Genomic DNA, 24,247 nt, shown 5'->3' with positions numbered 1-24,247 from the left:
ACATTCGTCATTCGTCGGTACCCCGGTCGGTGGTCGGGTACCTGGGTCGATCGCTGTCTCGGCGCGCGGGGGCGGGCCACGGCGGGCGAGCCGCTCTCCCGGGCGTCGCCACGCTGGCAGCCGTCGCCAACGGCGGGCCAACGGCACGCCAACGCGGGGGCCGGCGGCCGCGTTGGCGCGGGGTTGGGGCGCATTCGCGGGGCGGGGGCATGGGGCGCGGGCGCGGGCGCGGGGCGCGGGCCTCAGCGCTGCGGGGCCGTCACTCCGGGCGGCGGGCGCCCCGGGTCCGTCCGGCGCGTACCGCCGCCATGGCCAGCGCCACCAGCGCCGCGCCGCCCAGGCCCGTTCCGGCGACGGCCGTCGCCAGCCGGCGGGACGAGCCGTCCGCGGGCGGCGGGACGACGACCGGTTCGACGGCCGGCGGCCTGCCGCCGTCCTCCGGGGCCCCGGAAACGCCCCCGGCGGCCCCGGAGGCCACGGCGCTCACCGGGTCAACCGTGCCCCAACCGACCGCCTGATCGGGCAACGCGGTGCCCGGCCGGTAGGCGGTCGCCCGCAGCCGCTCGGCGAGCTGCTCGACGGTCAGCGACGGCGACCGGCCGAGCACCAGGGCCGCCGTCCCCGCCACCAGCGCGGCGGCGTAGCTCGGCCCCGAGCCGGCGAAGGTGCCGCCGCCCGGTCCGGCGGCCGGCAGGGCCTCACCGGGTGCCACCAGGTCCACCCGTGAGGCCCGCCCGGCGGGGGCGGCGGGGGCGGGGGCGGCGGTACCGGCCGAGGTGGCGGCGCCCAGCGGGGAGCCGTCCGCCGCGAGCGCGGCCACCGCGAGCACGCCGGGGTACCCGGCCGGATACACCGGGGCCGCCACCGACTGGCTGTCCGGCCCCGCCGGCGCGACCAGGAGCACGCCCTTGGCGGTGGCGTAGCCGACCGCCTCGGCCAGCACCGGCGCCCCCTCCGGGATCGGTGCCGCGACCACGGCGATCCGCGCGCCGCCGTCCGCCGCCGCACGGATGCCCCGGGCCAGCAGGTCGGCGGTGGTGCTCCCGGCGTCGTCGGTGACGGCCACGGCCAGCACCTTCGCCCCGGGCGCGATGCCGGACGGAGCGCCGTCGGCCGTCCGGCGGCCGGCGATCAGGCTCGCGAGGACGGTACCGTGCCCGACGCAATCCCGCCCGGCGTCGCCCTCGCCGTGCAGCCGCGGCCCGAGCGCCAGCCGCCCGGCCAGCACACCGGGGGCCGCCCCGGCCGCCGCGTCCACCCCGGACCCGATCACCGCCACCGTCACCCCCTCTCCCCGGCTCAGCGGCCACACGGCCTCCGGCCGCAGGTACGTCTGCGCCCACCCGGGCCGGTCCGCCACCTTGGTGGACGGCTTGCGGCACCCGTTCTGCCGCACGTCGGGCACGGTCTGCCCCATCACGGGCAACTCCCCACCCGGCGACCCGCCCCCGGCCGCCGGCACCGTCGGAGGCACCCCAGGCACCGGCGCCGCGAGGGAGCCCCCCGGAACACCGGCCCGCCCCGCCCCGGAACGCCCGGCGGCGGGAACAACGCCGCCCGCCGGACGTACGGGCGAGGGCACTGCGGCGGCAACGGACCCAGCGAGCGACGCTGCGGCAGCAACCACCCCGGCGGACGGCTCCGCCGCCGGCCACGTGGTTTCGGCAGCGGACGCGGTCCGCTGCCGAAACCCGCCCGGCTCACCGGGCGACGCCCCCGCAGGCAACTCCCCCCGCCCGAACGACACAGCAGCAGACGGGATCCCCACACCGGACACACCCGACGACGCCCCGGAAGAAGCCACCCCGGCGGGCGGCTCCGCCGCCACCGACGACGACAGGACAGCGGGCTGCCGAAGCCCCGACAGCACCCCGGCAGGCGAGTCCGCCGACCCGAACGACACAGCAGCCGACAACGAGCCCACCCCAACCACCCCGGCGGGCGGCTCCGCCGCCACCGGCGTCATGGTTCCGGCGGCCGACCGCGACCTCACCACCGGCGCAGCAGCAGGCGGGACCTGGGCCGATGCGTTCCCCACGCCCCCACCAACAGCCGCCGCACTCACGGCGGACGAGGGGGCGGTCATGCCGGCCCGAGCGTCATTCCCACTGGGCCGCGGCTGCGCACTGAACGACGGGGCGGACGGCGGAACGACAGCAGCCGCCGACGGGGCGAGGGTCGCGAGGCCGCAGGCCATCGCGGCAACGGCCCGGAGGCCCGGGCGACTTGAGCTGTCGGGCCTGCCGGGGTGCCCCGAGCGGGCAGGATCGGCGGAGCGGCCAGAGCCGTCAGCACGGCCGAAGCCACCGCCGGGGCGATCGGGGCGGCCGTCGCAACCCGACAGAGCAGGACCGCCGATGACCTCCGCACCACCGAAGCCACCACCAAGACCACCACCATGACCCGGACAGCCGGGACACCCCAGATGGCCACCGAGGCCACCACCGGGACGACCTTCACCGCCGCCACGGCCGCCGGAGCCCGGAGGGGCGGCGGGCCGGGGTGGGTGGTCGGGATGGGCGGGGGTCATGCCGGGGTGGCGGTGCGGTCGGTGGTGATGTCCTCGGGGAGCAGCAGGCTCAGCTCGGACAGGTCCGCCACCTCCAGGCGGCTGAGGCGGCCGGCCTGGCGGGTGATCATGCCCTCCAGGGTCTGCCGGGCGAAGCGGCCGTTACCGAAGGTGCGGTCGCGCGGGACGGTGGCGAACAGGCGTTCCAGGGCGGTCAGGGTCTCCGGTGCGCACGCGTATCCGGCGGACTCGGCGTGGTTGCGCACGATGGTGACCAGTTCGGCGTCCGCGTAGTGGCCGAAGTCGATCTGGCGGGAGAAGCGGGAGGCGAGGCCGGGGTTGGAGGAGAGGAAGTGCCGCATCTCGTCCTCGTAGCCGGCGACGATCACCACCACCTCGTCGCGGTGGTCCTCCATCAGCTTCATCAGGGTGTCCACGGCCTCCTGGCCGAAGTCGCCGCCGCCTCCGTGCCGGGGGGTCAGGGTGTACGCCTCGTCGACGAACAGGACGCCGCCGCGCGCCCGGTCGAAGGCCTCCTTGGTGAGCTGCGCGGTGTGGCCGACGTAGCGGCCGACCAGGTCGGCGCGGGCGGTCTCGACGAGTTGGCCGCCCGGCAGGACGCCCAGCTCGGCCAGCAGGCGCCCGTAGAGCCGGGCGACCGTGGTCTTGCCGGTGCCGGGCGGCCCGGCGAAGACCAGGTGGTGGCTGATGGTGGCGGTCGGCAGTCCGGCCTCCTCGCGGCGGCGGACCTGGCGGATCAGGTTCACCAGGTCCTCGACCTGGGCCTTCGCGGCGGGCAGGCCGACCAGGGCCCGCAGTTCGGCGAGCGGCTCGGTGCCGTCGGCCTCCTTGGCGGGCGGTTCGAGGTCGACGCCGACGTCCCCGGGGACGAGCAGCGCGAGGTCCTCGTCGCTGATCTCGGCCTGCTCGGCGAGCCGGGTGGCCTGCCGGTCGACCATCTCCTCGAAAACCTTGCGGGCCGAGCGGCCGTTGCCGAAGTCCGCGCCGCGCGGCATCCGTTCGAAGAGCACGGTGAGCGCCGCGCCGGTGCCCTCGGCCAGTTCGTAGCCGTGGCCGGTGGCGGCGCGTTCGACGATGGTGACCAGCTCGTCGACCTCGTAGTTGGCGAACTCCACGGTCCGGCTGAACCGGGAGGCGAGGCCCGGGTTGGAGGCCAGGAAGTCGCCGATCTCGGCGGAGTAGCCGGCGACGATCACCACGATGTCGTCGCGGTGGTCCTCCATCAGCTTGACCAGGGTGTCGATCGCCTCGCGGCCGAAGTCCGGGCCGGAGCCGGATCCCGACCCGGCCGAGAGGGTGTACGCCTCGTCGATGAACAGCACCCCGCCCAGCGCCTGCTGGAACACCTCGGTGGTCTTGATGGCCGTGCCGCCGATGATCGAGGCGACCAGATCCGCCCGGGCCACCTCGGTCAGGTGCCCGCTGCGCAGCACGCCCAGCTCGGCGAGGATGGCGCCGTAGAGGCGGGCGACCGTCGTCTTGCCGGTACCGGGCGGGCCGGCGAAGACCAGGTGGCGGCTCATCGGGAGGGCCGGCATGCCGGCGAGTTCGCGGCGGCGGGCCAGCTTGTTGAGGTTGACCAGGGTGGCCACCTGCTCCTTCACGCCGGCCAGGCCGACCAGGGACTCCAGCGCCTCCAGCGGGCCGGGCGGCGCGGCCGGGGCGGGGGCGCGGGAGGGGTCGGCGCCGGGTTCGGCGGGGCTCCCCGGCGCGGCCGGACCGGTGGCGGCGCCGGTCCCTCCGGCGCGCGGGCCGCCGGGGGCGGAGCTCGCGGTGCCGTGCGCGTCGGGCAGGCCGTTCTCCTCGCTGGTGAGCTGCTCGACCGCGAGGCGTTCGTTCGGCGTGGTCTGCCGCAGGCCCGAGCCCCGGTTGCGGGAGAGCGTGCAGCCGGTCAGCCGGACCGCCTCGGTGGAGTCCATCCGGACGCCGTCGCCGATGTTCTCGGCCGCGTCGAACTGGGCGAGCGCGGCCCGCCCGCCGGCGCCGATCCGCACGCCGTGCCGGCGGTTGCCGTGGCTGCGGACCCGGGTGCAGCTCAGCTCGCCGCCGTCCTCGACGGCCAGGCCGTCCTCGCCCGAGCCGCTCACCTCGCAGTCGCGCAGCGCGGCCCGGCCGACCTTCCCGACCACCACGCCGCAGCTCCCGGAGCCGCGGACGGCCCCGGCGCCGACGAAGGTGTCCGCGCCGTCGGTGATCCGCAGGCCGGCCCGGCCCGCGTCGGACACCTCGACGCCCTCCAGCCGGCCGCGGCCGTCCCGCAGCACCTCGACGCCGTCGGCGCCCGCGCCGGTGACGGTCAGGTGCCGCACCCGGGGGTTGGCGCCGCCGCCGATGGACAGCCCGGCCCCGGCGGCGTCGCGGATCTCCAGGCGGTCGATGTCGGCCGCGCTCTCCTCGGCCAGTTCGACGCCGGCCCCGCCGCTGTTGCGCACGACGGTGTTCTTCAGCACCGGCCCGGAGTGCTCCCCGACCCAGATCCCGGTGCCCTGCGCGTCGGACACCTCGCAGTGCTCGAACTGCCCGCGCGAGCGGCCGGTGATGTGGATGCCGTGGCCGGCGGTGCGGGCGGTGGTGCAGCGGCGCAGCTCGGGGTCGGTGCCCGCGGCCAGCGCGATGCCGTGGCCGGTGGTGGCGCTGACCGCGCAGTCCTCCAGCAGGACCCGCGCGGTGGAGCTGATGTACACGCCGATGGTGGCGTCGCGCACGGCGGTGCGCAGCAGCCGGGTGGTGGAGCGCTCCTCCAGGGCCACCGCGGGCTTGTCGGTGACCGAGATCTCGCAGTCCTCGAAGGTGCCGCGGGCCTCGCCGTTGGCGCAGATGCCGTTGCCCCGGGCGTCGCGCAGCACGCAGTTGCGCAGCAGCGGGTTGGCCCGCTCGCCGACCACCACGGCCGAGGTGCCGAGGTGTTCGACGACGCAGTCCTCGATCACGCTGGTGCCGGTGGAGGTCTCGACGATGCCGGCGCCGGCCGGGTTGGTGACCCGGCAGTCGCGCATCGCGAGGGAGCCCTGCTGACGGGTGAGGACGGCCGTCCAGGAGCTGCCGACCACCTCGCAGTCGGAGAGCGCGGCCTGCCCGCGCGGCACGTCGACGGCGGGCAGTTCCTCGTCCTGGCCCTGCACCACCAGGCCGGTGAGCTGGACGGCCTCGGCCACCACCTGGACGACGCAGCCGCGCCGGGCGGTGATCCGGACGCTGCCGCGCGGCTCCTCGGCGGTGATGGTGACCATCTTGGTGATCACCAGGTTCTCCTCGTAGCGGCCCGGCCGGACGGAGATGACCGCCCCGCTGCGGGCCGCCGCGAGTGCGTCGCCGATCGTGCGGTACGGGCCGCCGCGCTGCTCCGGGCACACCGTCAGCACATGGCGCGACATGGCCTTCCTCTCCTGGGGGTCTTCGTCCGGCGGGTGGGTGCGGGGTTGCGGGGTGGGGCGGAGGTCAGGAGGCGGTGCAGTCGGCGCTGACGGCGGAAGCCGCGATGTGCGCCTTGTCGGTGGCGCTCCCGCCCCAGTCGACGCCGCGCGAGTGCAGCATCACGGCGATCTTGCCGCCGCTCACCGCGAAGCTTCCGGCGTTCACCCAACGCCCTCGGTTGGTCGTCTGGTTGACCGAGAACTCGCCGATGGTGCCGCTGTTCGGCGTGGAGGTGTTCTGGACGGTGTAGTAGGCGGGCGCGCCGCCGACGGCCTTGACGTCCGCGTTGTTCGGCACGTAGACGGAGATCTTGCAGCTGCCGGCCGTGACCGGGGCGGTGGAGAACGTCCAGACCACCGAGTTGCTGCCGTCGTCCTTGGTCGCTGAGCCGGACATCGGCATCGAGACGTACTTGCCGTTGCAGCCCGAGCCGCTGAAGCCGCCCGCCGACTGGTTGAGCCAGCCGGTGGAACCCTGCTCCCACCAGCCGTGCTGGGCGTAGGCGACGGAGGAGGTGCCGCAGTTGGATCCGCCGACGGCGAAGTAGGTGGCCTTCGCGGCGGCGGGCGGCGGAGCGGGCTGCTGGGTCGCCGGCGGCTGCGGCGGGGCGGGCTGCTGGGGCGCCGGCTGCTGCGGCGCCGGCTGCTGGGGAGCGGGCTGCTGCGGGGCCGGCTGGGCCGGAGCGGGCTGCTGGGGCGCCGGCGGCTGGGCGGCGGGCTGACCGGCGGCCGGCTGCTGCTGGGAGACCGGCTGGCCCGCGGCCGGCTGCTGCTGCGTCGTCCTGCCGCCGCCCTGCGGCGCTCCGGTCACGGGCGCCTTGGCCACCGGCGCGGTCCCGCCGGCCGGCTGGGCGCCCGGCACCGCCGCGGTCGCGGGGGAGCCGCCGAGGGCGATTCCGGGGACGGTGCCCGACCCGTCGACGGGCGGCGCGGTGGCGGTGCCGGGCTCCCCGGTGGCCGCCGGTTCGGTGGGCGCGGCGGTCGGGGCGACGGTCACCGGCGGGTCCGTGGGCACGGGCGGCGCCGGGACGTCGGCGATCTCCGGGCCGTCGACGAGCTGGGTGTCCGGCTGGTTCACGCCGAGGTTGTCGCGCTTGTCCTGGTCGGCCCCGTCGGTGATCAGGAACGGCAGGCCCATCAGCACCACGCCCGCCGTCGCGGCGGCGACCAGCGCGGGCCGCTTGAACCGGCGGCGCCCGGGCTGCTCGGCGGGGTCGTCGCCCTCCGGGTGCTCCGTCCCGGCGAGGACGGGCTCCAGCGCCCCGGGGTCCTCGCCCGGGCCGAACCCGGGGTCGGGCTCGGCGGCGGCCGCGACGGCGGCCGCGACCGTGACCGGCGGGACGGCGGCGGACGCCTCCGGCGTCGCCGGCCCGTACTCCGGCACGGCGACCTGCTCGGTCGGCGCCTCCGCCGTCGCGGGCACCGCGGCCACGGCGGCGGCCGCCGCGCCGCTCGCCGGCGCCGCCGCCGGCTCCTCCTCCATCTCCCAGTCCATCGACGGCAGCTGGATGCCCGCCGCCCCGCCCCGAGCCCCGTTCCCGCCCGTACTCGTGCTCACCGCAGCTCCTCGGCCTCGCGTGCAGTCCCCTGTCGACGGGACCACCCGGCCGACAGGACCTCGGGTGCTCCCACTCCGTCTCTACGGACCGGCCCGGCCGTGGGGTTCACACGCGCTGCCCGCCGTTGCCGTCCGCCTGCGTCAGGGTGGCGAAGATGCTGTCCTCCAGGCTGTCCAGGGGCTCCAGGGGCGCGTGCTGCGGCACCCGGGACGGCGGCCGCGGGGTGGCGGCCGGGGGCGCCTGGACCTCCACCCAGGAGTCCTCCGACCGCTCGCTGCGGGAATCCGTCAGGTCCGAGTCGACCGACACGTTGTCCGAGTCGTCCCCCAGGCGCATGCCCGGGTGCCGGTAGAACTCCTCCTCGCCCTCGTAGAGCCGGGCCGTGCGCCAGGACGTGCCCGAGACGTCGCGCCCGTGCGGCGGGTCGGAGAGGTCCTCCGCGCCCTCGTAGAGCCGAGCCGTGTGCCAGGACGTGCCCGATGCGTCGCGCCCGTGCAACGGGTCGGAGAGGTCCGGCAGGTCCGGCAGGTCCGAGTCGACCGACACGTGGTCCGGTTCGTCGCCCAGCCGTTCGCCCGGGTGCCGGTAGAAGGGCGGGGCGCCGGCCGGCCGGCGCGGCGCCGTCACCGTCGAGCCGCCGGGGCCCGCCTGCTCGTCCGGCAGGTCCTCCGAGGAGCTGCTGCTGCGCCGCGAGGAGCGCGAGGACGACGAACCGTCCGACACGTGGTCGGCCCGGCGGCCCGGCGGCACCGGCGGCAGCTGCCCCGGGTGCTGCGACTGCCCCGGGTGCTCCGGCGTCGCCCGGTCCAGCCGTCCGGCGCCGTCCTCCAGCAGGTCCGGAGGGACGACTCCGGCGCCCAGGTCCTCGTTCACGACCGAGCCCTCACGCTCCCCCTCCTCCACCACCTCGTTCACGGGCGGGTCCCGACGCCCGTCCTCCTCCACCACCTCGTCCACGGGCGAGCCCCGATGCCCGTCCTCCTCCACCACCTCGTCCACGGGCGGGTCCTGACGCCCGTCCTCCTCCACCACCTCGTCCACGGGCGGGTCCTGACGCCCGTCCTCCTCCACCACCTCGTCCACGGGCGAGCCCCGATGCCCGTCCTCCTCCACCACCTCGTCCACGGCGAGGTCGCGCTGCGCATCCCGCTCCAGGTCCCGGACCACCCCGCCGTCCACCGGCTCGCGCCGCACCGTCGTGGTCGTCGCCTCCGTGCCCGGCGGCCTGCTGCCGAGCCGGAAGGAGTGCACGGCGCCCGTGGCCCGGCCCGGGGCGGCCCCGCCCGCCTGCGGCACGGTGGTGGTGCCGGCCACGATGACCATGTCCACCTCGTGCGCGAGCCCGCGGGCCAGCCCGCGCAGCCGCTGCTCCAGCGCGCGGGCCTCCCGCAGGGCCCGCCCTGCCGGCACGTCCAGGGTGATCTCGACCAGCGGCGGCCGGTCGTCCCCCTCCGCACGGGGGGCACGCGCCCGGAGCGCGTCCGCCTGGAGGACGGTCGTCCGGACCTCGCGGAGCAGCGCGGACACGGAGGTCGCGTCGCCGGCGACGACCCTCAGCCTGACGTCCGGAACGGTCGGCCGGTGCAGGCTGAGGTCCGGCTGCGGCTCCCTCGGCGGCTGCGGCGGCTGCGGCGGGTCCCCCTCCCCTTCCTGCTGCTGGACGCCCGGCTGCCGTTGCCGCAGCCGCTCCTGCTCCGACTGCCGCTGCGTCAGCACCTCCCAGTGGGCGTTCAGGTCCCCCGCCGTCAGGGTGTCGTCCGCGCCCGCCAGCTCGACCAGGTCCTGGAGACGGCGCCGCTCCACCGGCGGCACCGACTGGCGCCCCGCCGCCTCGCGCAGGCGCTCGAAGGGCGTGCCGGCCGCCCCGTCCGAGGCCAGGTCGATCATCCGGTCCAGGCCCCGCAGCCAGCGCTCGCCCCGCTCGCCCGAGACGGTGAGCGACTCGGGGAGCAGCTTCCGGGCGATGTGGCCGACCCGCAGGAGCCGTGCGTGGTGGTCCGCCTCGCCGACGTCCAGCCCCAGCGCCCGCGCCACCGTGGGCAGCGCGTCCTTCGGCGCGCCGTGCAGGCGGAGTTCACCGTTCTGCGTCTGCTCGTCGAAGCGCAGGAAGGCGTTGTGCGGCACCTCGGCCCTGGTGGTGTCGCCCACGGGGATGTCGATCTCGACCGCCATGAGCTCCCGGCGGGGCAGGGTCCTGCCGTCCTTGTGGTAGACCACCTCCACCTCGACGAAGCCCCGGTAGCGGGCGGTCGTGGTGGCGATCTTGGCGTTGTTGACGATCTGGCCGCCCTCGACCAGCTCGATGTCGGTGCGGTGCTCGTAGGCGTTGTCGACGTAGAGGCCGCCGCGGAGGGTGGCGAGACCCGCCACGAAGGTGTCGGGGCTGACGCCGCCCGCGGTGAGGCGGTTGGCGACGCGGATCGCGCGCTGGGCCCGGACCCCGTCGGTGACCGAGGTCGTGTTGGTCGGGTTCGACTCCGTCCTGCTGTCGGTCTTGACGAACTCCAGTTCCCTGACCTTCATCCGGACCTCCACCCGGACGTCGCCGGCCAGGTCGGTCCGGCCCACCACGAGGGTGGAGTTGCCCGGGCCGTCCTTGAGGGCCGGCTCGTCGGGGCGCGGGGGCGCGGCGCCGCCCTCCGGCACCGGGGCGGCGGCGTCGTGCGGGGCGGCGGCGTCGTACGGCGTGTGCGGGGTGACGAGCCGGCTGGCGAGCGCCACCGGGTCGATCATCCCCTCCACCATGCCCCGGATCCGGTCCCAGTCGCCCGACCCCAGGAACGCCTCGGCGCCCTCCGTCAGCTGCTGCCGCGCGTGCGGGGTCATCCCGACCGCGCGCACCACGTCGGTGTCGGTCAGGCCGTGCGTCCACACCCGGGCGGGGGGCACCTGGGCGCCCGGGGCCGCGGTGTCCTCGACGACCGGCAGGTCGTCGGTCAGCCCCCGGCGCAGGTCCGCCCCGCGCGGCGCGGTGGCGGCGTCGAAGACCTTCCCCGGGTTGCCCGGCGGATTGCCCGGCACGTTCTCCCGCGTCTCCGCGACGTCGATGACCACGTCCATGCCCAGCTCGCGCCGGAAGTAGGCCCGCTTGGTGACCAGGACGTGCCGGCCCTCGGTGCTGACCAGGTCCCTCCACTCGACCGAGAAGTGCAGGCTCGCCTCGCCGGTGAAGACGTTGCCGACGGGCTTCACCTTGGTGGTGTTGCCGGAGCCGGTGCGGTTGGACCACGTCTCGCGGGTGCTGTTGCCGGTGGAGACGGCCACCGTGTCACCGGCGTAGAACAGCCCGGTCGAGACCGCCACGCCGCCGCGCACCTGCCGGCCCGAGCCGGTGCCGCCGCCGGTCGCCCCGTCGGCCGCCGAGTGACCGTGCTCGACCTGCGTCCCGGTGTTGAACTCGGTGGTCGTGGTGTTCCCGGTGTGGGCCAGCCGCTTCACGGACGCGCCGATCCTGACCGTCACGCCGCCGTCGGCGACCACCAGTTCGCGGCCCGCCATCATGGCCTTGAGCTGGTCGTGCAGGTGGTCCGGGGCGAGCGCGTCGTACAGCTTGTGGCGCAGGCCGGACCTTCCCGGCCCGTGCAGCCACTTCTCCACGTTCCGACCGCCGAACTCCCCCGGGTCCCCGTTCCCGCGCAGGACGGCCTTCCCGAAGTCGGCCGCCGCCTCCCCGGCGTTCCGGGTGCCGGGCACGAACACGTTGGTGACCACGTCGGAGGAGCCGAGCACGTGGTCCTGCCAGATGCGGTCCGGGACGGTGCGCAGCGTGGTCGCGGTCGGCGCGTCGTACTGCGGGGTGACGACCTCCGCCTCCATCGTGATCGGGCCGAGCTTCGTCGTGCTGGGGATCAGCCCGCCCGTCCAGCCGTGGATCTCCACCCGGTAGTCGACCACGGCGTCGGACACCACGGCCGTGGAGACGTTCTTCGCCCGGTTGACGGCGGTGCCGGAGCTCTGCAGATTGCCGCCGGTGGCGGTCTCCTGGCGGTAGGAGTAGTCGCCGGTCAGCGTCACTCCGGGGCCGCCGTCCTGCTCCTTGCGCGCCCGGCCGGTCAGGCCGAGCAGGCCGGTGACGCGGTCCCGGATGTCCCGCATGACGCCGTGGCCGGTCCGGTTCTGGGTGCCGACCTCGAACTCGGCACCGTTGATCGTGTACTTGACGACGGGTTCCTCCCGCAGGGCGGCCCGGACGACCACCTCGGCCGACCAGCCCGGGCCGGCGACCGGCACCTTGAGCACCCCTCCCCGGGTGAGCTGGGACAGCTTGGCCTGCATCGCGTTCGCCCCCAGCTCGGCCCGCAGGGTGCGTTCCAGCGAGTCGGAGATCCCCCCGCGCCACTGGAAGCGGTCCTTGAGCGCCGCGCGGACGTCCTGGTACAGCCGGTCCCCGCCGGGCGTGCCCTCCTCGTTCCTGAAGGCCACCACGGAGGCGGCGCCGAGCTCGTTGCGCGGCAGGACGGCCGGGGTCCCGGTCGCCGCCCCGGTACGGGCCTTCACGCTGTACTCGGCGCTGATGTCCCCGGTGACGGGGGGCGTGTCGTGCAGGCCGCCCTCCAGGACCACCGTCAGCCTCATCGTCCCGCGGTGGACGTCCTGCTCCTCCCGCATCTTGCTGTTCGCGTAGAGCTTGTCGTTGGCGTCGGAGCGGACGCCGCCGCGGACCCTGATCTCCTGGCTGAGCTGCACCTGGCCGGAGGGCATCTCCCGGACCGGGGCGTAGCCGACGGCGCCCTGCTTGATGTCGAAGCGGCTGGTGTACCGCTGCTCCGTGGTGAAGGAGCTGGACTCGTTCTGCCGGCTGAGGTCGGCGGCCTTGCTCCGCCGGACCAGCTGGGTGTCGACGAGCTCGGCCCTGACGGTCACCTTGACGCCGCGCTGCGCCAGCGCGGCGAGCGCGCCGGTCGCCTTGTCGCGGTCGAAGGCGGTCAGCTCGAACGCGTCCCCGCGGCTCATCGCGCCGAGCTTGGAGGCCAGCGAGGGCTGGGTGACGATCTGCATCACCTCCGTGCGGATCTGCGGCCACAGACTCCCGTACCGCCGTTTGCCGGCCTCCTCCAGCGCCTGGCGCACCTCGCCGAGCGGGCCGATGTCGCGGATGACGGCGGACTCCGGCAGGCGCCGGCGCCCGGGCTCGGGGGCCGCCGTCACCTCGTTCACCAGCAGGTCCGACTGCGGCATCAGCGTCCGGAACCCGAGCGGCACCTGGACCGGGTCGCCCAGCCGCTCGTCCCCCCGGTGGACGACCACCTCCAGGTAGCCGTCCCCGTCGAGGACCGCGCCGTTCTCCTTGGTCTTGGTGGTGACCGCGGTCTCCAGCGTGCGGCCGGTCACGACGACCTTGTCCCGGCCCCACCGCTTCCCGAAGCCGGCGGTGACGTTCACCTCGTCGGTGCCGATCCGGCCGCCGCCCTGGAGCTGCAGGAAGCCGGCCACCACCTTGCGCCGGAGCCTGGTCACGACCGAGCCGGCGCCGGTGTTGAACTCGGTGTCCTTGGTAGTCGCCACCAGGCGCATGCCGAGGCTGCCGGCCCTCACCTCGGCCCAGACGTCGCTGCCGGGCACCCGGACGATCACCGACTCGCCGTTCGTCAGGCCCTTGAAGTCCTGCTGGAGGCGCCGGAAGCCGAACTCGGCCACCAGCCGGTCCGACAGGGTGCTCCCGTGGAACGCCAGCGCCTCCTCGGCCCGGGCGATCCGCTCGGCGGCGGCCTTCTCCCGGCCGGCGCGCTCGCGGCGGGCGGCGGCGTCGAGGGCGGCGTCGTCCTCGGGGGTCCGTTCGCGGACGGTCCGCTCGTGGGCCTCCTTCTCGTCGAGGACGCTGCGGCGCAGCGCCTCGACCACGCCCACCATGGCCTGCCGGTGCGTCGGCAGGGGGTCGGTGCGCAGCGGGCCCAGGTTCCCGAGCTCCGTGGACCCGCCGGCGGTCTGGCGCGCCGCCGGGCGCACCTGCGGCTCGCCCTTGACGTGGACGTCGAGCATGATGGTCGAGGAGTGCAGCCGCTTCTGCGCCAGCAGCGCCGGGTCGAGCTCGCCCAGCAGGTTCGCCCGGATGTCGGACTCGGCGGGGGGCCGGGTCTCGCGCTGCGGCACGCCGATCTCCAGCGGCGTCGTCAGGAGCCGTGCGTCGTCCGGGTCCAGCCGGGGCGGCAGGGACTCGGTCTCCCGCTCGCCCTTGGGCCGGTAGCCGACGTCCACGAGCAGCTTCCCGCGGAAGAGCTCGGTGACCTCCGTGGTCTTGGCGCGCGAGAAGAACTTCGAACTGGTCGTCAGCTCGTCGGCGCGCGCCCGGTCGCGGTTGACGCCGAAGGCGTCCAGCGCCGCCCGCATGACCTTGAAGACGTCGCCCCGCCCCTGGATGCCGACGCCGAACGAGCGGCTCGCGCCCTTGGCGCCGCCGAGGGTCACCACCCGGTCGCCGCCGCCCTCGTACTCGAACTTCGCCTTCTGGGAGTGGTGCACCAGGCCCGCCACCTCGCCGCGCAGGGTGATGGTCCCCTGGTGGGCGTCGGTGCCGACCGGGATGTGCAGGACGTCGCCGCGCGACAGCGCCGAGACCAGGGCGCGCAGGCTGGTGCCGCTGAAGACGCTCTCGGCGAGCGCCCGGGCGAAGGACGCCCGGTTCGGGGTCCCGGCGGGGAGGGCCTGCTCGATCTTCGCGCCGAGCTTCCCGACCAGCACGGTGTCCGGCTCGCCGAGGCTGGTCACCATGTGCGCGCCGGAGAGCACTCCGCGGTCGAGGACGGACTTCGGCGGCCGGGGGCCCGGGTCGACGACGGTGCCGGCGCCGACGCCGGCGCCGAGGACGGTGTCGGTGTCGGCGGCGTGGACCGGCGCGGGGACGATCACGGGGGTCTCGTTCCCGCCCGGCGAGCCGGAGTCCTCGTTCCCGCCGGGGAGGCCGGAGTCCTCGCCGCCGTCCCGGGCGACGCGCTTGCCCTCGCGGATCTCCGCGGCGCGGCGCCGCGCCTCCTCCAGCTGCGCGGGCGTCCTCGGCTCGTCCTCGGAATCCTCGTCCTCCTCGGACGGGCGGCGGACGACCTCCTCCTCGGAATCCTCGTCCTCGCCGGACGGGCGGCGGACCTCCTCCTCGGAATCCTCGTCCTCGCCGGACGGGCGGCGGCGGACGACCTCCTCCTCGCCGGCCGTGGACCTCGCCTCCGTCTCCTCGTCGGCCCGGCGCTCCTCCTCGGCCCGGCGGCGCGCCTCGGCCGCCTCCTCGGCCCCGCGCCGCTCCTCCGCCGTCTCCCGCAGGAGGCGTTCGTGCTCCTGGCGGCGCTCGGCGGCGGCGACGGTCGAGTAGCCCTCGCGCTCGTCGTGGTCGAGCCGGACCGGGCGCCCGCCCGCGGGGCCGAACTCCGCGACGGTCGCATGCTCGTTGCGGACCTCCACCAGGCTGACCCGCAGGTCCAGTGCGGCGGCCGTGAGCACGGCGAAGGCGTCCCGCACGGTGCGCGGGTCGTGCACGCCCGCCCAGCCCTTCTCCCGCCAGGCGGCGAGCTCCCGCTGCAGGTCCTCCGCGAAGACCGGCCAGTCCGCCGGCTCGTTCCCCGTCCAGCGGGCCCAGGCGGTGTACAGCTCGTGCGCCTCCCGTCCCAGCTCCGGGTTCTCCCGGAACCGCGCCTCGACCAGCTCGTGCAGCGCCCGTTCCGCGGCGGCCGGGTCGGCGGCCAGCCGCCCGGCCTCCTCGTCGCCGAACAGCCGGCGCAGCAGCCCCGGGTCGTCCTCGACGAGGGCGCGCACCATCGCCGCACCGGCCGGATCGGCGTCCGGCCGGACGGCGTCGCGGACGAGGGGGGCGTCGGCGGCGGCCGGGCCGGGGGGCTCCTGGGAGGTGTGGTGCGGTCCCGCGCCGGGTTCGGGGACGAACGGCGGCACGTGCAGCTGCGGCAGCCCGCGCTGGTCGCCGACACCGGTGACGCGGACGATCTGGCCGTCCTCGACGTGGACCTCGACCACGACGTCGCCGAGGGTGCCGCGGACGATCCCGCTCACGGTCGAGCCGTGCCGGCGCTCGTGGTCCTCCAGGACCCGCAGCGCGGCCCAGCGGCTGTCGAGGGCGTTCCACTCGTGGGGCAGGCTCCGGTCGGCGGGCAGGTCGCGCGGGTCGGCGGCGAGCGCCCGCTCGCTGAACCGCACGTCCATGGTCGCCAGGTACCGCACGGTCTGCTGGTCCCAGCCGGGGACGACGGCGGGCGGCTGCTCGCCCTCCCGCAGCGGGCCGGGTTCGCGCAGGTCGGTGGGGACGCGCGGTCCCCCGTGCACGGCGAGCAGCTGCTCGGCCGGGGTCGCGAGGGTGCCCAGTTCCCGGGCCTGCCAGGCGAACACGCGGTGCGGGCCCGAGAGGGCCAGCGGGCCCAGGAGGGTTTCGGCGTCCGACAGGCCGTCCGGGCGCAGCAGCATGGTGGAGAAGACCTCGCCGTGCGGCGGGTCGAAGTCGAGCCGGACGGTGACCAGCGGGGGCTGCCCCCCGGGCCCGGCCGCCTCCAGCATCCGCTCCCGCACGTAGGTGTCCACCCGGTGCTGCATCTCGGCCCGGGCGAGCAGGGGCAGGTGGGCGGGCAGCGGGCCGGCGACGACCGTGCGCACCGGCACGGTGATCCGCAGGCCCTCCTGTCCGGAGTCGAACAGCACCCGGGCGACGGACAGCGGCTGGGTGCCCAGCCAGACCCGGGTGTCCGGGGAGCTGCCCACCTCGCGCCGGGGCTGCCACTCCGCCAGGGGCTGGATCTCGGACGGGCGGTGGGCCAGGTGCAGGCCGTCGCGGGAGAGCCCCTCGATCCGGACGCCGTAGGCCTCGCCCGCCCAGTGGTAGGTCCGGCCGTCCGCCCCGTAGACCCGCCGCTCGACGGGGACGCTGTCGTGCGCGGCGTCGACGGCGACCGTCAGGCCGTCGGCCGTCCAGGTCCGCGGGTACATGGTGCGCCCGCTTCCGGAGCTGCGGAGGCGCCAGCGGGTCGGGAAGTCGGCGAGCGGGGAGGTCGGCGCGACGGTCGGATCGAGGAAGGCGGCCCTGGCCCGGTAGGTGCCGTTGTGGATCGGCGGGCTGGTCTCGACGATCCGGGCGCCGTGGGCCCGCAGCGCGCTCTGCGCCTCGGCCGGGGGGAGGTCGAGTTCGTGGTGCAGTCCGGTGAGGTGCCCGCGGTCGCCGTAGCGGGCGACGTCCTCGGCGCGCTGGCCGAACGCGCCGAAGACGCCGTCGAGGCCGGGGCGGTGGGGGGCGTAGCGCGGCGGGTCGACGTCCGGCTGACGGTCCGAGGGACGGAAGGAGAGGAACTCCCCCGCGCGGATCTCGCCCTCGATCCGGACCCCGGCGTACTCGCCGGTCCACCGGTGGCGGCTGCCGCCGAGGTGCACGATGTCGTTGGTGCCCAGGGCGTGCAGGTAGGCCTGCTCCGCCGCGTACACCGCGTCCTCGCTGGTCCAGTTGCGCGGGAACATCCGGCGCCGGCCGCTCCCGGGCACGATCAGGTCGTCGGCGGCCGCGGAGACACCGTCCAGCCGCCGGGGACGGGGCAGCGTCGAGGCGCCCTCCCCGGAGAAGTCGGCCACCACCACGCCGTTGCGCTCCACCCGCAGCACCCGTCCCGGCCCGGTGCGGTCCGAGCCCGCCGGCGGCAGCAGATGGCCGCCCGGGTTGCGGGTGTCGCCGAAGGTGGAGGTCTGCAGCGCGTCCCGGCCGAAGGAGGCCCGGCGCGGCAGGCCGTCGACGACCGGTGCGCCCGGCCCGGGGCCGAGGGCGTCCTCGATCGCCCGGCCCAGCTCCCGCAGGTGCCGCGGCGCGAGCGCGTCGGGCACGACGGTCCCGTCCGAGAGGAGTCCCGCGTCCTGGTCGAACCGCACCCGCCCGCGGGTCCGCGTGGCACTGCCCATCAGGCTGGCGTCGGCCGTGACCGGCCGGGGGTGGGTCGGGTCGTCGATGACGACGGTGTCGCCGTTCTCGTCGGTCCCCTCCGCGCGGACGCGCCGCTCCCGGTACTCGTCGGGCAGGCCGAGCAGGTGGCCGAACTCGTGGGCCAGGGTCCGTTCGGTGCTGTCGAGGTGCCACTCGTCCTGGGCCTCGCGCCCGGTCCCCTCCAGGACCTCGACCCGGTGGTGCGCCCGGTCGGCGTCGACGAACTCGACCCGGGTGACGAGGACGTCGCCGTTCGGCAGCCGGTGCCCGGTGTTGTAGTAGTGGTCGATCCCCCGCCGGGCGCGGTCCCGCAGCTCCTGGACGGCCCGGTCGCGGTCCGGGGTGTGCGGCAGGCCCGCGGCGTCCAGGTGGATCCGCACCACGAGCTCGACCGCCGGGCGGCCGTCCACCAGGACGCCGCGGGCGACCTGGAAGCGGCGCAGGAGGGTGGAGTCGCTGAGGTGACGCGCCGGGTCGGCGGGCGGGCGGACCTCGACCGGGTCGCGGAGCTCGGCGAACCGCAGGTCCGGTGCCGGCGCCTCGTGGGCCGGGCGCACCCGGCGTGGCGGCTGCGGCACGGACTGGTCGAGGTCCATCGGCCCGGTGGCCGGGTGGGCGTCGTCGAAGGTGCCGTCCCACTCCATCGGCTCGTCGTCGGAGATGAGGTCCAGGGTGTCCGCGCGGGACGCCTCGGACATCGCGTCGTCGGCCTCCTCGAAGTCCTCGTTGGAGTCGTACTCGAAGTCCTCGTCGGAGTCGTACGCGGAGCCGTCCTCGGAGCCGCGCTCGGAGTCCTCGTCCTCGCCGCGCCGCGAGGAGGTGTCGGAGCCGTCCTCCGACCCGGGGTCGTGCGGCGCACGGCGCGGCCGTTCCTCGTGTTCCTCACCGGCGGGGGCCTTCGGCCTGCGGGTGCCGCGCTCGGGCACCGGTACGTCGAGCTGGGCGGGCGGGGTGTGGCCGTCCGCGACCGAGAAGTCGGTGACCTTGCCGTCCGCGTCCCGCAGCACCGTGATCTCGACGCCGGCGAAGACCACCGTGCCGCGCGTGCCGCCGCCGTCGAGAGCCGTGTCCTCGCCGAGCCTGCGGCCCTTGTGCACGGCGAAGCGCTGCTCCTGGGCCGTCCACTGCGCGGGCAGGCCGCGGCCGGCGTCGGCGCTCAGGTGCGGGCTGAAGACGTCGTCGGGCACCGTGCCGGGCGGCATGCCGGAGACGACGGCCGGACGCCTGCCGGTGCCGGGCGGCCCGGGCTCGGTCAGCGGGGCGGAGCGCGGGGCGCCGGCCCTGCGGACGACGCCGGGCTGCTCGTCCGCCGGACGGTGCACCACGTGCCGGCCGTCGCGGGTGATCCCCTCGATCCGGACGCCGTCGCCGATGCCGGTCCAGTGGACCGCGCCGTCGACGACGCGGTCGCCCGCCCGGTCCCGGGCCGCGTAGGCCGCGTCGACGGCCCGCAGGACCCGCGCGGGCCGCCAGTGCTCCGGGTAGAACGTGTTGAGCGGGTGGTCCGCCCGCTTGAACCAGCGCGAGTCGAACGCCGCCATCGGCGCGGCCGGGTTCACCGCCGGGTCGAGGTACCAGACGGTGGCGCGGTAGGTCCCGTTGGGGAGGACCGGCGAGTGGGTGCCGATCTTGACGCCCATCCGCTGGCCGGCCAGCTGTCCCTCGGGCGAGGCCGACCCCACGGCCCCCGACAGGCTCGGCGGCTGGTGGTGGACGCCGGTCAGGGTCTGGCGGTCGCCGTAGCGCAGCAGGTCCGCGGCCCGCTGGTCGAAGGTGTCGGGCTGCGGGTGCCAGGGCAGGTGCGGGGCGGGACCGAGTCCGCCCTGGTCGTCGGACGGCCGGAAGGCGACGATCTCCGCCACCTGGACCGGGCCGCGGGGGCCCTGTTCGGTGCGGACCTGGATCCGCCCGTCGATCCGCACCCCGCCGTACTCGCCGGTCCACGTCCAGGAGTCCGGGCCGGACCGGGTGAACGCCGCGTCGCCCCGGCGGCGGGCGTGCTGGTAGGCCTGCTCGGCCGCGTAGGCCGCGTCGTCGGCGGACCAGTGCTCGGGGAACATGGTGCGCCCGCGGGCCCGGACCGCCGCCGACACGTCCAGCTCGCCCGCCAGCCGGTGCTGACCGGCGCCCACGCCGTCGGCCGGTCCGCCGAGGACCCGGAAGGTGCCGTTGCGGTTCTCCGAGCCCGGGATCCGGGTCGGCCGCGGATCGCCGGAGCCGGGCGGCGGGAACAGGTGGCCGCCGCCGTCGCGCCCGCCGCCCGGCAGCCGCAGGCTGTCGCGGTGCAGGCTGCCGTGCAGCGCGAGGCGCAGGGCGTCCGGGTTCATCCGGGGCCGCGGCGGGTGGGTGCTCTCCGGCCCGGGCCCCCGGTCGGCGCCGAAGACCTGGTCGATCACGGCGCCCAGCTGCCGCAGGTTGCGTGCGCGCAGCACCGGCCGCGGGTGGGTGGTGACCGGGCCGCCGGGCACGTTGTCCATGTCGACGACGGGCCGGTCGAAGCCGTCGCGGATGTAGGAGCCCAGCAGCCCGCCGTCGAGGTAGACCGGGCGGGGCTTGGCGCCGTCGGAGCGCTCGCGGTACTCGTCCGCCAGCCCCAGCATGTGGCCGACCTCGTGGGCGGCGACGACGGCCGAGGTGTTCAGGCCCCAGGTGCGGTGGTCCGCGCGGTCCTGCTGGGCGTGGACCTGCACGGTGTGGTGCGCCTTGGCCCGGTCGGCGACGAACTCGACCCGCACCCGCAACCGGTCGCCGCTGGGCAGCCGCTGGCCGATGTCGTAGGCCTCCGAGACCCCGGTCCGGGTCCGCTTGACCAGCTCCTTGAGGCTCTTCGCGGTGGCCTGGTCCTTCAGGTCCAGCGCCGAGGTGTCCAGGTGCACCCGGACGGTGACCAGCGACTCGGTGTCGCCGTCGGCGAGCCTGATCCGGCTCACCAGGAAGCGTTGCAGCACCCGCTCGTCCATGGTCCGTTCCAGGGCGTCCCTGGGCGGGCGGACCCGGTGGGTCCCGAGCACCTGGTGCTGCTCCGGCCGGGGCGCGGCCAGCTGGTCCGGCATCCGCTGGTCCGGCCGGCCCCAGAAGTCGGTGATGAGCCCGTTCTCCACCCGCACCGTGAGCTTCACCCCGGCGAAGGTGCCGTGGCGCAGCTCGGGCGCGGTGGTGCCGCCGGGCGGCACCGGTCCGGCCGGGACGCGGTGCGCCGATCCCGCGACCACGCTCGCGGCGTAGCGGGCCTCGTCGGCGGTCCACTCGCGCGGCAGGTGGCGGCCCCGGGTCGGGTTGTCCCACGCCGAGGGCTCGAACAGTGCCTGCCGGCCGGCGAGCATCCGCGTGGCGCCGGAGACAGTCTCCGGGGGCGGGGGCGCCTGCCGCCTCAGGGCGGCCAGGGTCGCGGCCGGTCCGTCGGCGGCGGCCCGCTCGTGCAGCCGCGGCACGGCCTGCCGGAGGGTCGGGTCCTGGCCGGGGGCGAGGCGGACCTCGACGGCGTCGCCGTCCTGGGTGAACTCCAGCCGGAGCCGGGCGCGGGGCCGGCCCTCCCCGGGGCCGGCCGTGAACTCCGCGGCGGCCCGCTCCAGCCTCGCCCGGGCGCGCAGCAGCTCCTGCTGCGTCATGTGCTCGCCGCCCACCAGCTTGACCCGGGCGGTGACTTCGAGGCTCTCCGCCCCGTCGTGCATGAGGTCGCGCCGGACCCGGACCGGCCCGAGGCCGGGCGGCCGCACCTCCTCGCCCCGGCTCGCCGTCAGCGTCCCCGGGGCGTCGTAGCGGGGGTTCTGGATCGACTGGTACGGGGCCGGGCGGTGACCGAGGAGGCTGCCGTCGGGCAGGTACATGCCCTCGATCCAGACGCCGCCCGACCGGCCCAGCCGGTAGTGGAGGCCGTTCGCCTCGCGCTGGAGGACCGGGTCGGCGAGCGCGGTGGTGACGTGGTGCCGGAGCTGGGCCGCGGTCCAGTCCTTCGGGTAGTAGACGGCGCCGGGGTCGAGCACGGAGCGGCTCCACCGCGAGGGGAACGCCGAGGCCGGCGCGCCCGGCCGGACGGCGGCGTCCAGCTCCGTCCGGTGGACGCGGACCGTGCCGTTGGGCAGCACCTCCTGCCACTGGCCGCTCGCGGGGGCGGGCGGGCGGCGCGGGGCGCCCCTGAGGGTGCCGTCCGGTTCGGTGGGGTGCCAGGGGTTGTCCGGGCCCGGCCGGAGCGGCGGCGCCGGGGCGTCCTGGGCGGCCGGGGCGGCCGGGGTGGCCGCCGCCGTGTCGGTGGCGTCGGTGGTGGTGTCGGTGGCGGGCGGCGGCACGGGCACCTCGGCGTCCGGCTGCGCCTGCGGGGCCTTCGGGCGGGGCTCGGCGCGCTCACCGGGGGCGGGGGCGGTCTCCTCGCCGACGAGGGTCCGGGGCGGCGCCGGCGACCCGGCGTCGTCGGCCGCACGGCTCGGCGGGGTGTCCTGGCCGAACAGCGCCGAGGCCGGGCTCGTGGTCCGCCGAGGGGCCGGGGGCGCCGGCTCCTGCACCGGGTGGCGGCCGGACTCGTCGGTGCCGGCGGGCAGGTCCCGGGGGGTGCGGTTCGGGGCCGGGTGGTCGGTGGAGGCGGTGGGGACGCGTGCGGAGGAAGTGGCGGTGGCGGTCCGCTCGGCGGTGGTCGCGGTCCGCTCGGCGGTGGTGTCGTCCGTCGTGCCGGCCGGCCGGCGGCGGGGGGCGGTCGGCACGTCGCCCGAGGACTCCGTCGACACCGGGGGCACCGCCCCGGTCCGGCCCGGGGTGCTCCGCTTCGGCGCCTCGGCGGCCTTCTGATCCGGCGTCCCCCTCTGGTCCGGCGCCTTGTGCTCCGCTGCCTTCTGCTCCGGCGCCTTGGGCCCCTGCGTCCGCTGTTCGGCCTCCCGCGACGGCGGCCCGGGCGCGACGGACGGCGCGTCGTCCGACTGGACCTTCACCGGCCCGGCGCGCTCCTCGTGCACCGTCGGCAGGTCCTCGGTGCCGTGGCCGACGGTCCGGGTGAGCGACTCCTTCAGCTCGGCCAGATCGCGGGCGCGCTCGTCCGCCAGGAGGTCGACGTAGGGCAGCAGCTGCTGCATCCACTCGGCCACCTCGTGGTCGGCCGGCGGGGTCGTGATGTCGACGCCCGAGGCGTGCGACAGGCCCTTCACGACGTCGTCCAGCGAGGTGATGCGCTGGCCCCTGGCGAACTCGAAGGCCTCCGGGTGGCCCATCCGCGGCACCGGGAACGGCACGATCTTGCCGGAGGCCATGCTGGCGATCGCCGCGAAGCTGATCGGGTGGTAGAGGGGGAAGTACTTGGACGCCCCCTGTTCGACGGCCTTGAACTGGGTCCGCTGGACGAGGTCGGCGTAGCCGTGCATCAACGGCGCCGAGCCGAGGTGCATGACGTGGCCCATCATCGCGGTCATCATGCCGCCGACGAAGCTGCCCGCGGTGACGGTGAACTCGTGGTTCTCGCCGAAGATGAGGTTGTAGAAGCCCTCGCTGAGCACGTTCTGGGCGCCGGACTGGAGGTAGTTGCCGAGCCCCAGGCCGAGCTGGAACATCTTGTTGCCCTGCGACAGGCCGTCGGCGAGGTCCGGCAGGTGCTTGCCCAGGGCGCTGACCTGATGGGCGGTCAGCCCCTTGCCGGCGTCCTGCTTGAGGACGGTGTCCAGCGCCTCGGCGAGGCCCTCGCTGGCCGCTCCCCTGAGCGGGACGGTCTGCCGCGCCTTGCCCACCCACTTCTCGGCGAACTTCTCGCCCAGCTCACGGCCGAGCGCCGCGGCCTCCTTCTTCCCGAGCTGCTCGCCCAGGTGCTTGACGAAGGTCTTCTCCATCTCCTTGACGAAGGTGTCGCCGAGCGAGCCCTTGGTGGTCTTGCCGAAGCCCGCCCGGAGCTGCTCGGCGGAGGCCTCCATGAGGCTGCCGAGGTCCCGGGCGAAGGCGCGGGCCTGCGCCTTCTTCAGGGCCTCGTCGGCGAGGCCCTTGGAGGTCTCCTTGCCGATCGTGCCGAGCGCGCCCTTCTCGCCGGACGCCGCGGCCGCCTCGGCGGCGGTCTTCAGCGTGCCCTTGAGGCTCTTCAGCTCGCCGTCCACCAGGTAGTCGCTGAGCTTGTCCGCGAGCAGCCGGCCGCCGCTCTTGCCCAGCAGGCGGCCCAGCAGCTTGCCCAGGCCCAGGCCCAGCAGGTCGAGCGGCCCGCCGAGGACACCGCCGATGACGCCGAACAGCACCGCCTGCTTGGTGTACTCCTTGTCGATCTCCTTGCGGTTGCCCTGGCCGATCTGGAGGTTCTGGATGATGCCGTCCATCAGCAGACCGCCGACGATGCCCGAGAAGGTGTGCATCGCGATCGTCTTGAGCAGGTACTTCATCAGGGCCGTCAACGCGGCCTTGGTGAGCAGCTTCTTGAGCACCAGCCCGGAGAGGCTGGTGCCGAAGCTGAACGGCGCCCAGAAGACCGCCAGCGCGATCTCGACCAGCAGCTGCACCAGCTGGGCGATGGCCATCCACTTGGTGTACTCGACCGCGTTGGCCACGTCGCCGGCGCAGTCCGCCAGTGCCTTGGCGGTCTTGCCGGCCGCCGACACGTAGTCGTCCCCGCCGGTCCGGCCGATGAACGCGTTCATCTGGTAGGCGAACGAGGTGGCGGCCTGGCCCTTGAACTGCCGGGCGCAGGAGACCGCGACCTTCTCGATCAGCGCCCGCAGCGCGGGCATCTCCTTGGCCAGCTGCTCGTAGGCATCCCGGACCTCGCGCAGGTCCCCCTCACGGATCTCCGGCCAGGGCATGCCGGTGATGATCGTGAAGAACCGTGCGGTCGATTCGTTGACCTCGATCGAGGAGTGGGCCACGGGGACTGCCTGCCGTTTCCGGTCGGTGCGCGGGG

At 75.8% G+C, this 24,247-nt stretch carries 4 protein-coding genes; all 4 read right to left on the bottom strand.

The window, feature by feature from the left end; translation table 11 throughout:
- Nucleotides 1-259: 259 nt before the first annotated feature.
- The 4 genes from ACF1AK_RS28085 to ACF1AK_RS28070 all read right to left on the bottom strand — a co-directional run bounded on the left by ACF1AK_RS28085 (nucleotide 260) and on the right by ACF1AK_RS28070 (nucleotide 24,212).
- Nucleotides 260-1,417 carry a S8 family serine peptidase gene (locus ACF1AK_RS28085; RefSeq protein WP_391501621.1) on the bottom strand — a complete coding sequence of 386 codons (1,158 nt, stop codon included), beginning with the start codon at nucleotides 1,415-1,417 and terminating at the stop codon, nucleotides 260-262.
- Nucleotides 1,418-2,526: 1,109 nt separating this feature from the next.
- Nucleotides 2,527-5,904, bottom strand: coding sequence for a right-handed parallel beta-helix repeat-containing protein (locus tag ACF1AK_RS28080; protein WP_391501620.1), 3,378 nt, complete (start codon nucleotides 5,902-5,904; stop codon nucleotides 2,527-2,529).
- A 64-nt stretch (nucleotides 5,905-5,968) separates the two neighbouring features.
- Nucleotides 5,969-7,501, bottom strand: a complete 1,533-nt coding sequence (locus ACF1AK_RS28075; protein ID WP_391501619.1) for a hypothetical protein — start codon at nucleotides 7,499-7,501, stop codon at nucleotides 5,969-5,971.
- A gap of 106 nt (nucleotides 7,502-7,607) precedes the next feature.
- Complete coding sequence (locus ACF1AK_RS28070) at nucleotides 7,608-24,212, bottom strand: EndoU domain-containing protein (protein ID WP_391501618.1); 16,605 nt, start codon at nucleotides 24,210-24,212, stop codon at nucleotides 7,608-7,610.
- Nucleotides 24,213-24,247 lie beyond the last annotated feature (35 nt).

The sequence above is a fragment of the Kitasatospora sp. NPDC015120 genome (genome assembly GCF_043080305.1).
Classification (GTDB): Bacteria; Actinomycetota; Actinomycetes; order Streptomycetales; family Streptomycetaceae; genus Kitasatospora.
The sequence above is the reverse complement of the archived record's forward strand: the minus strand, read 5'-3'. Positions and strand labels throughout refer to the sequence as shown.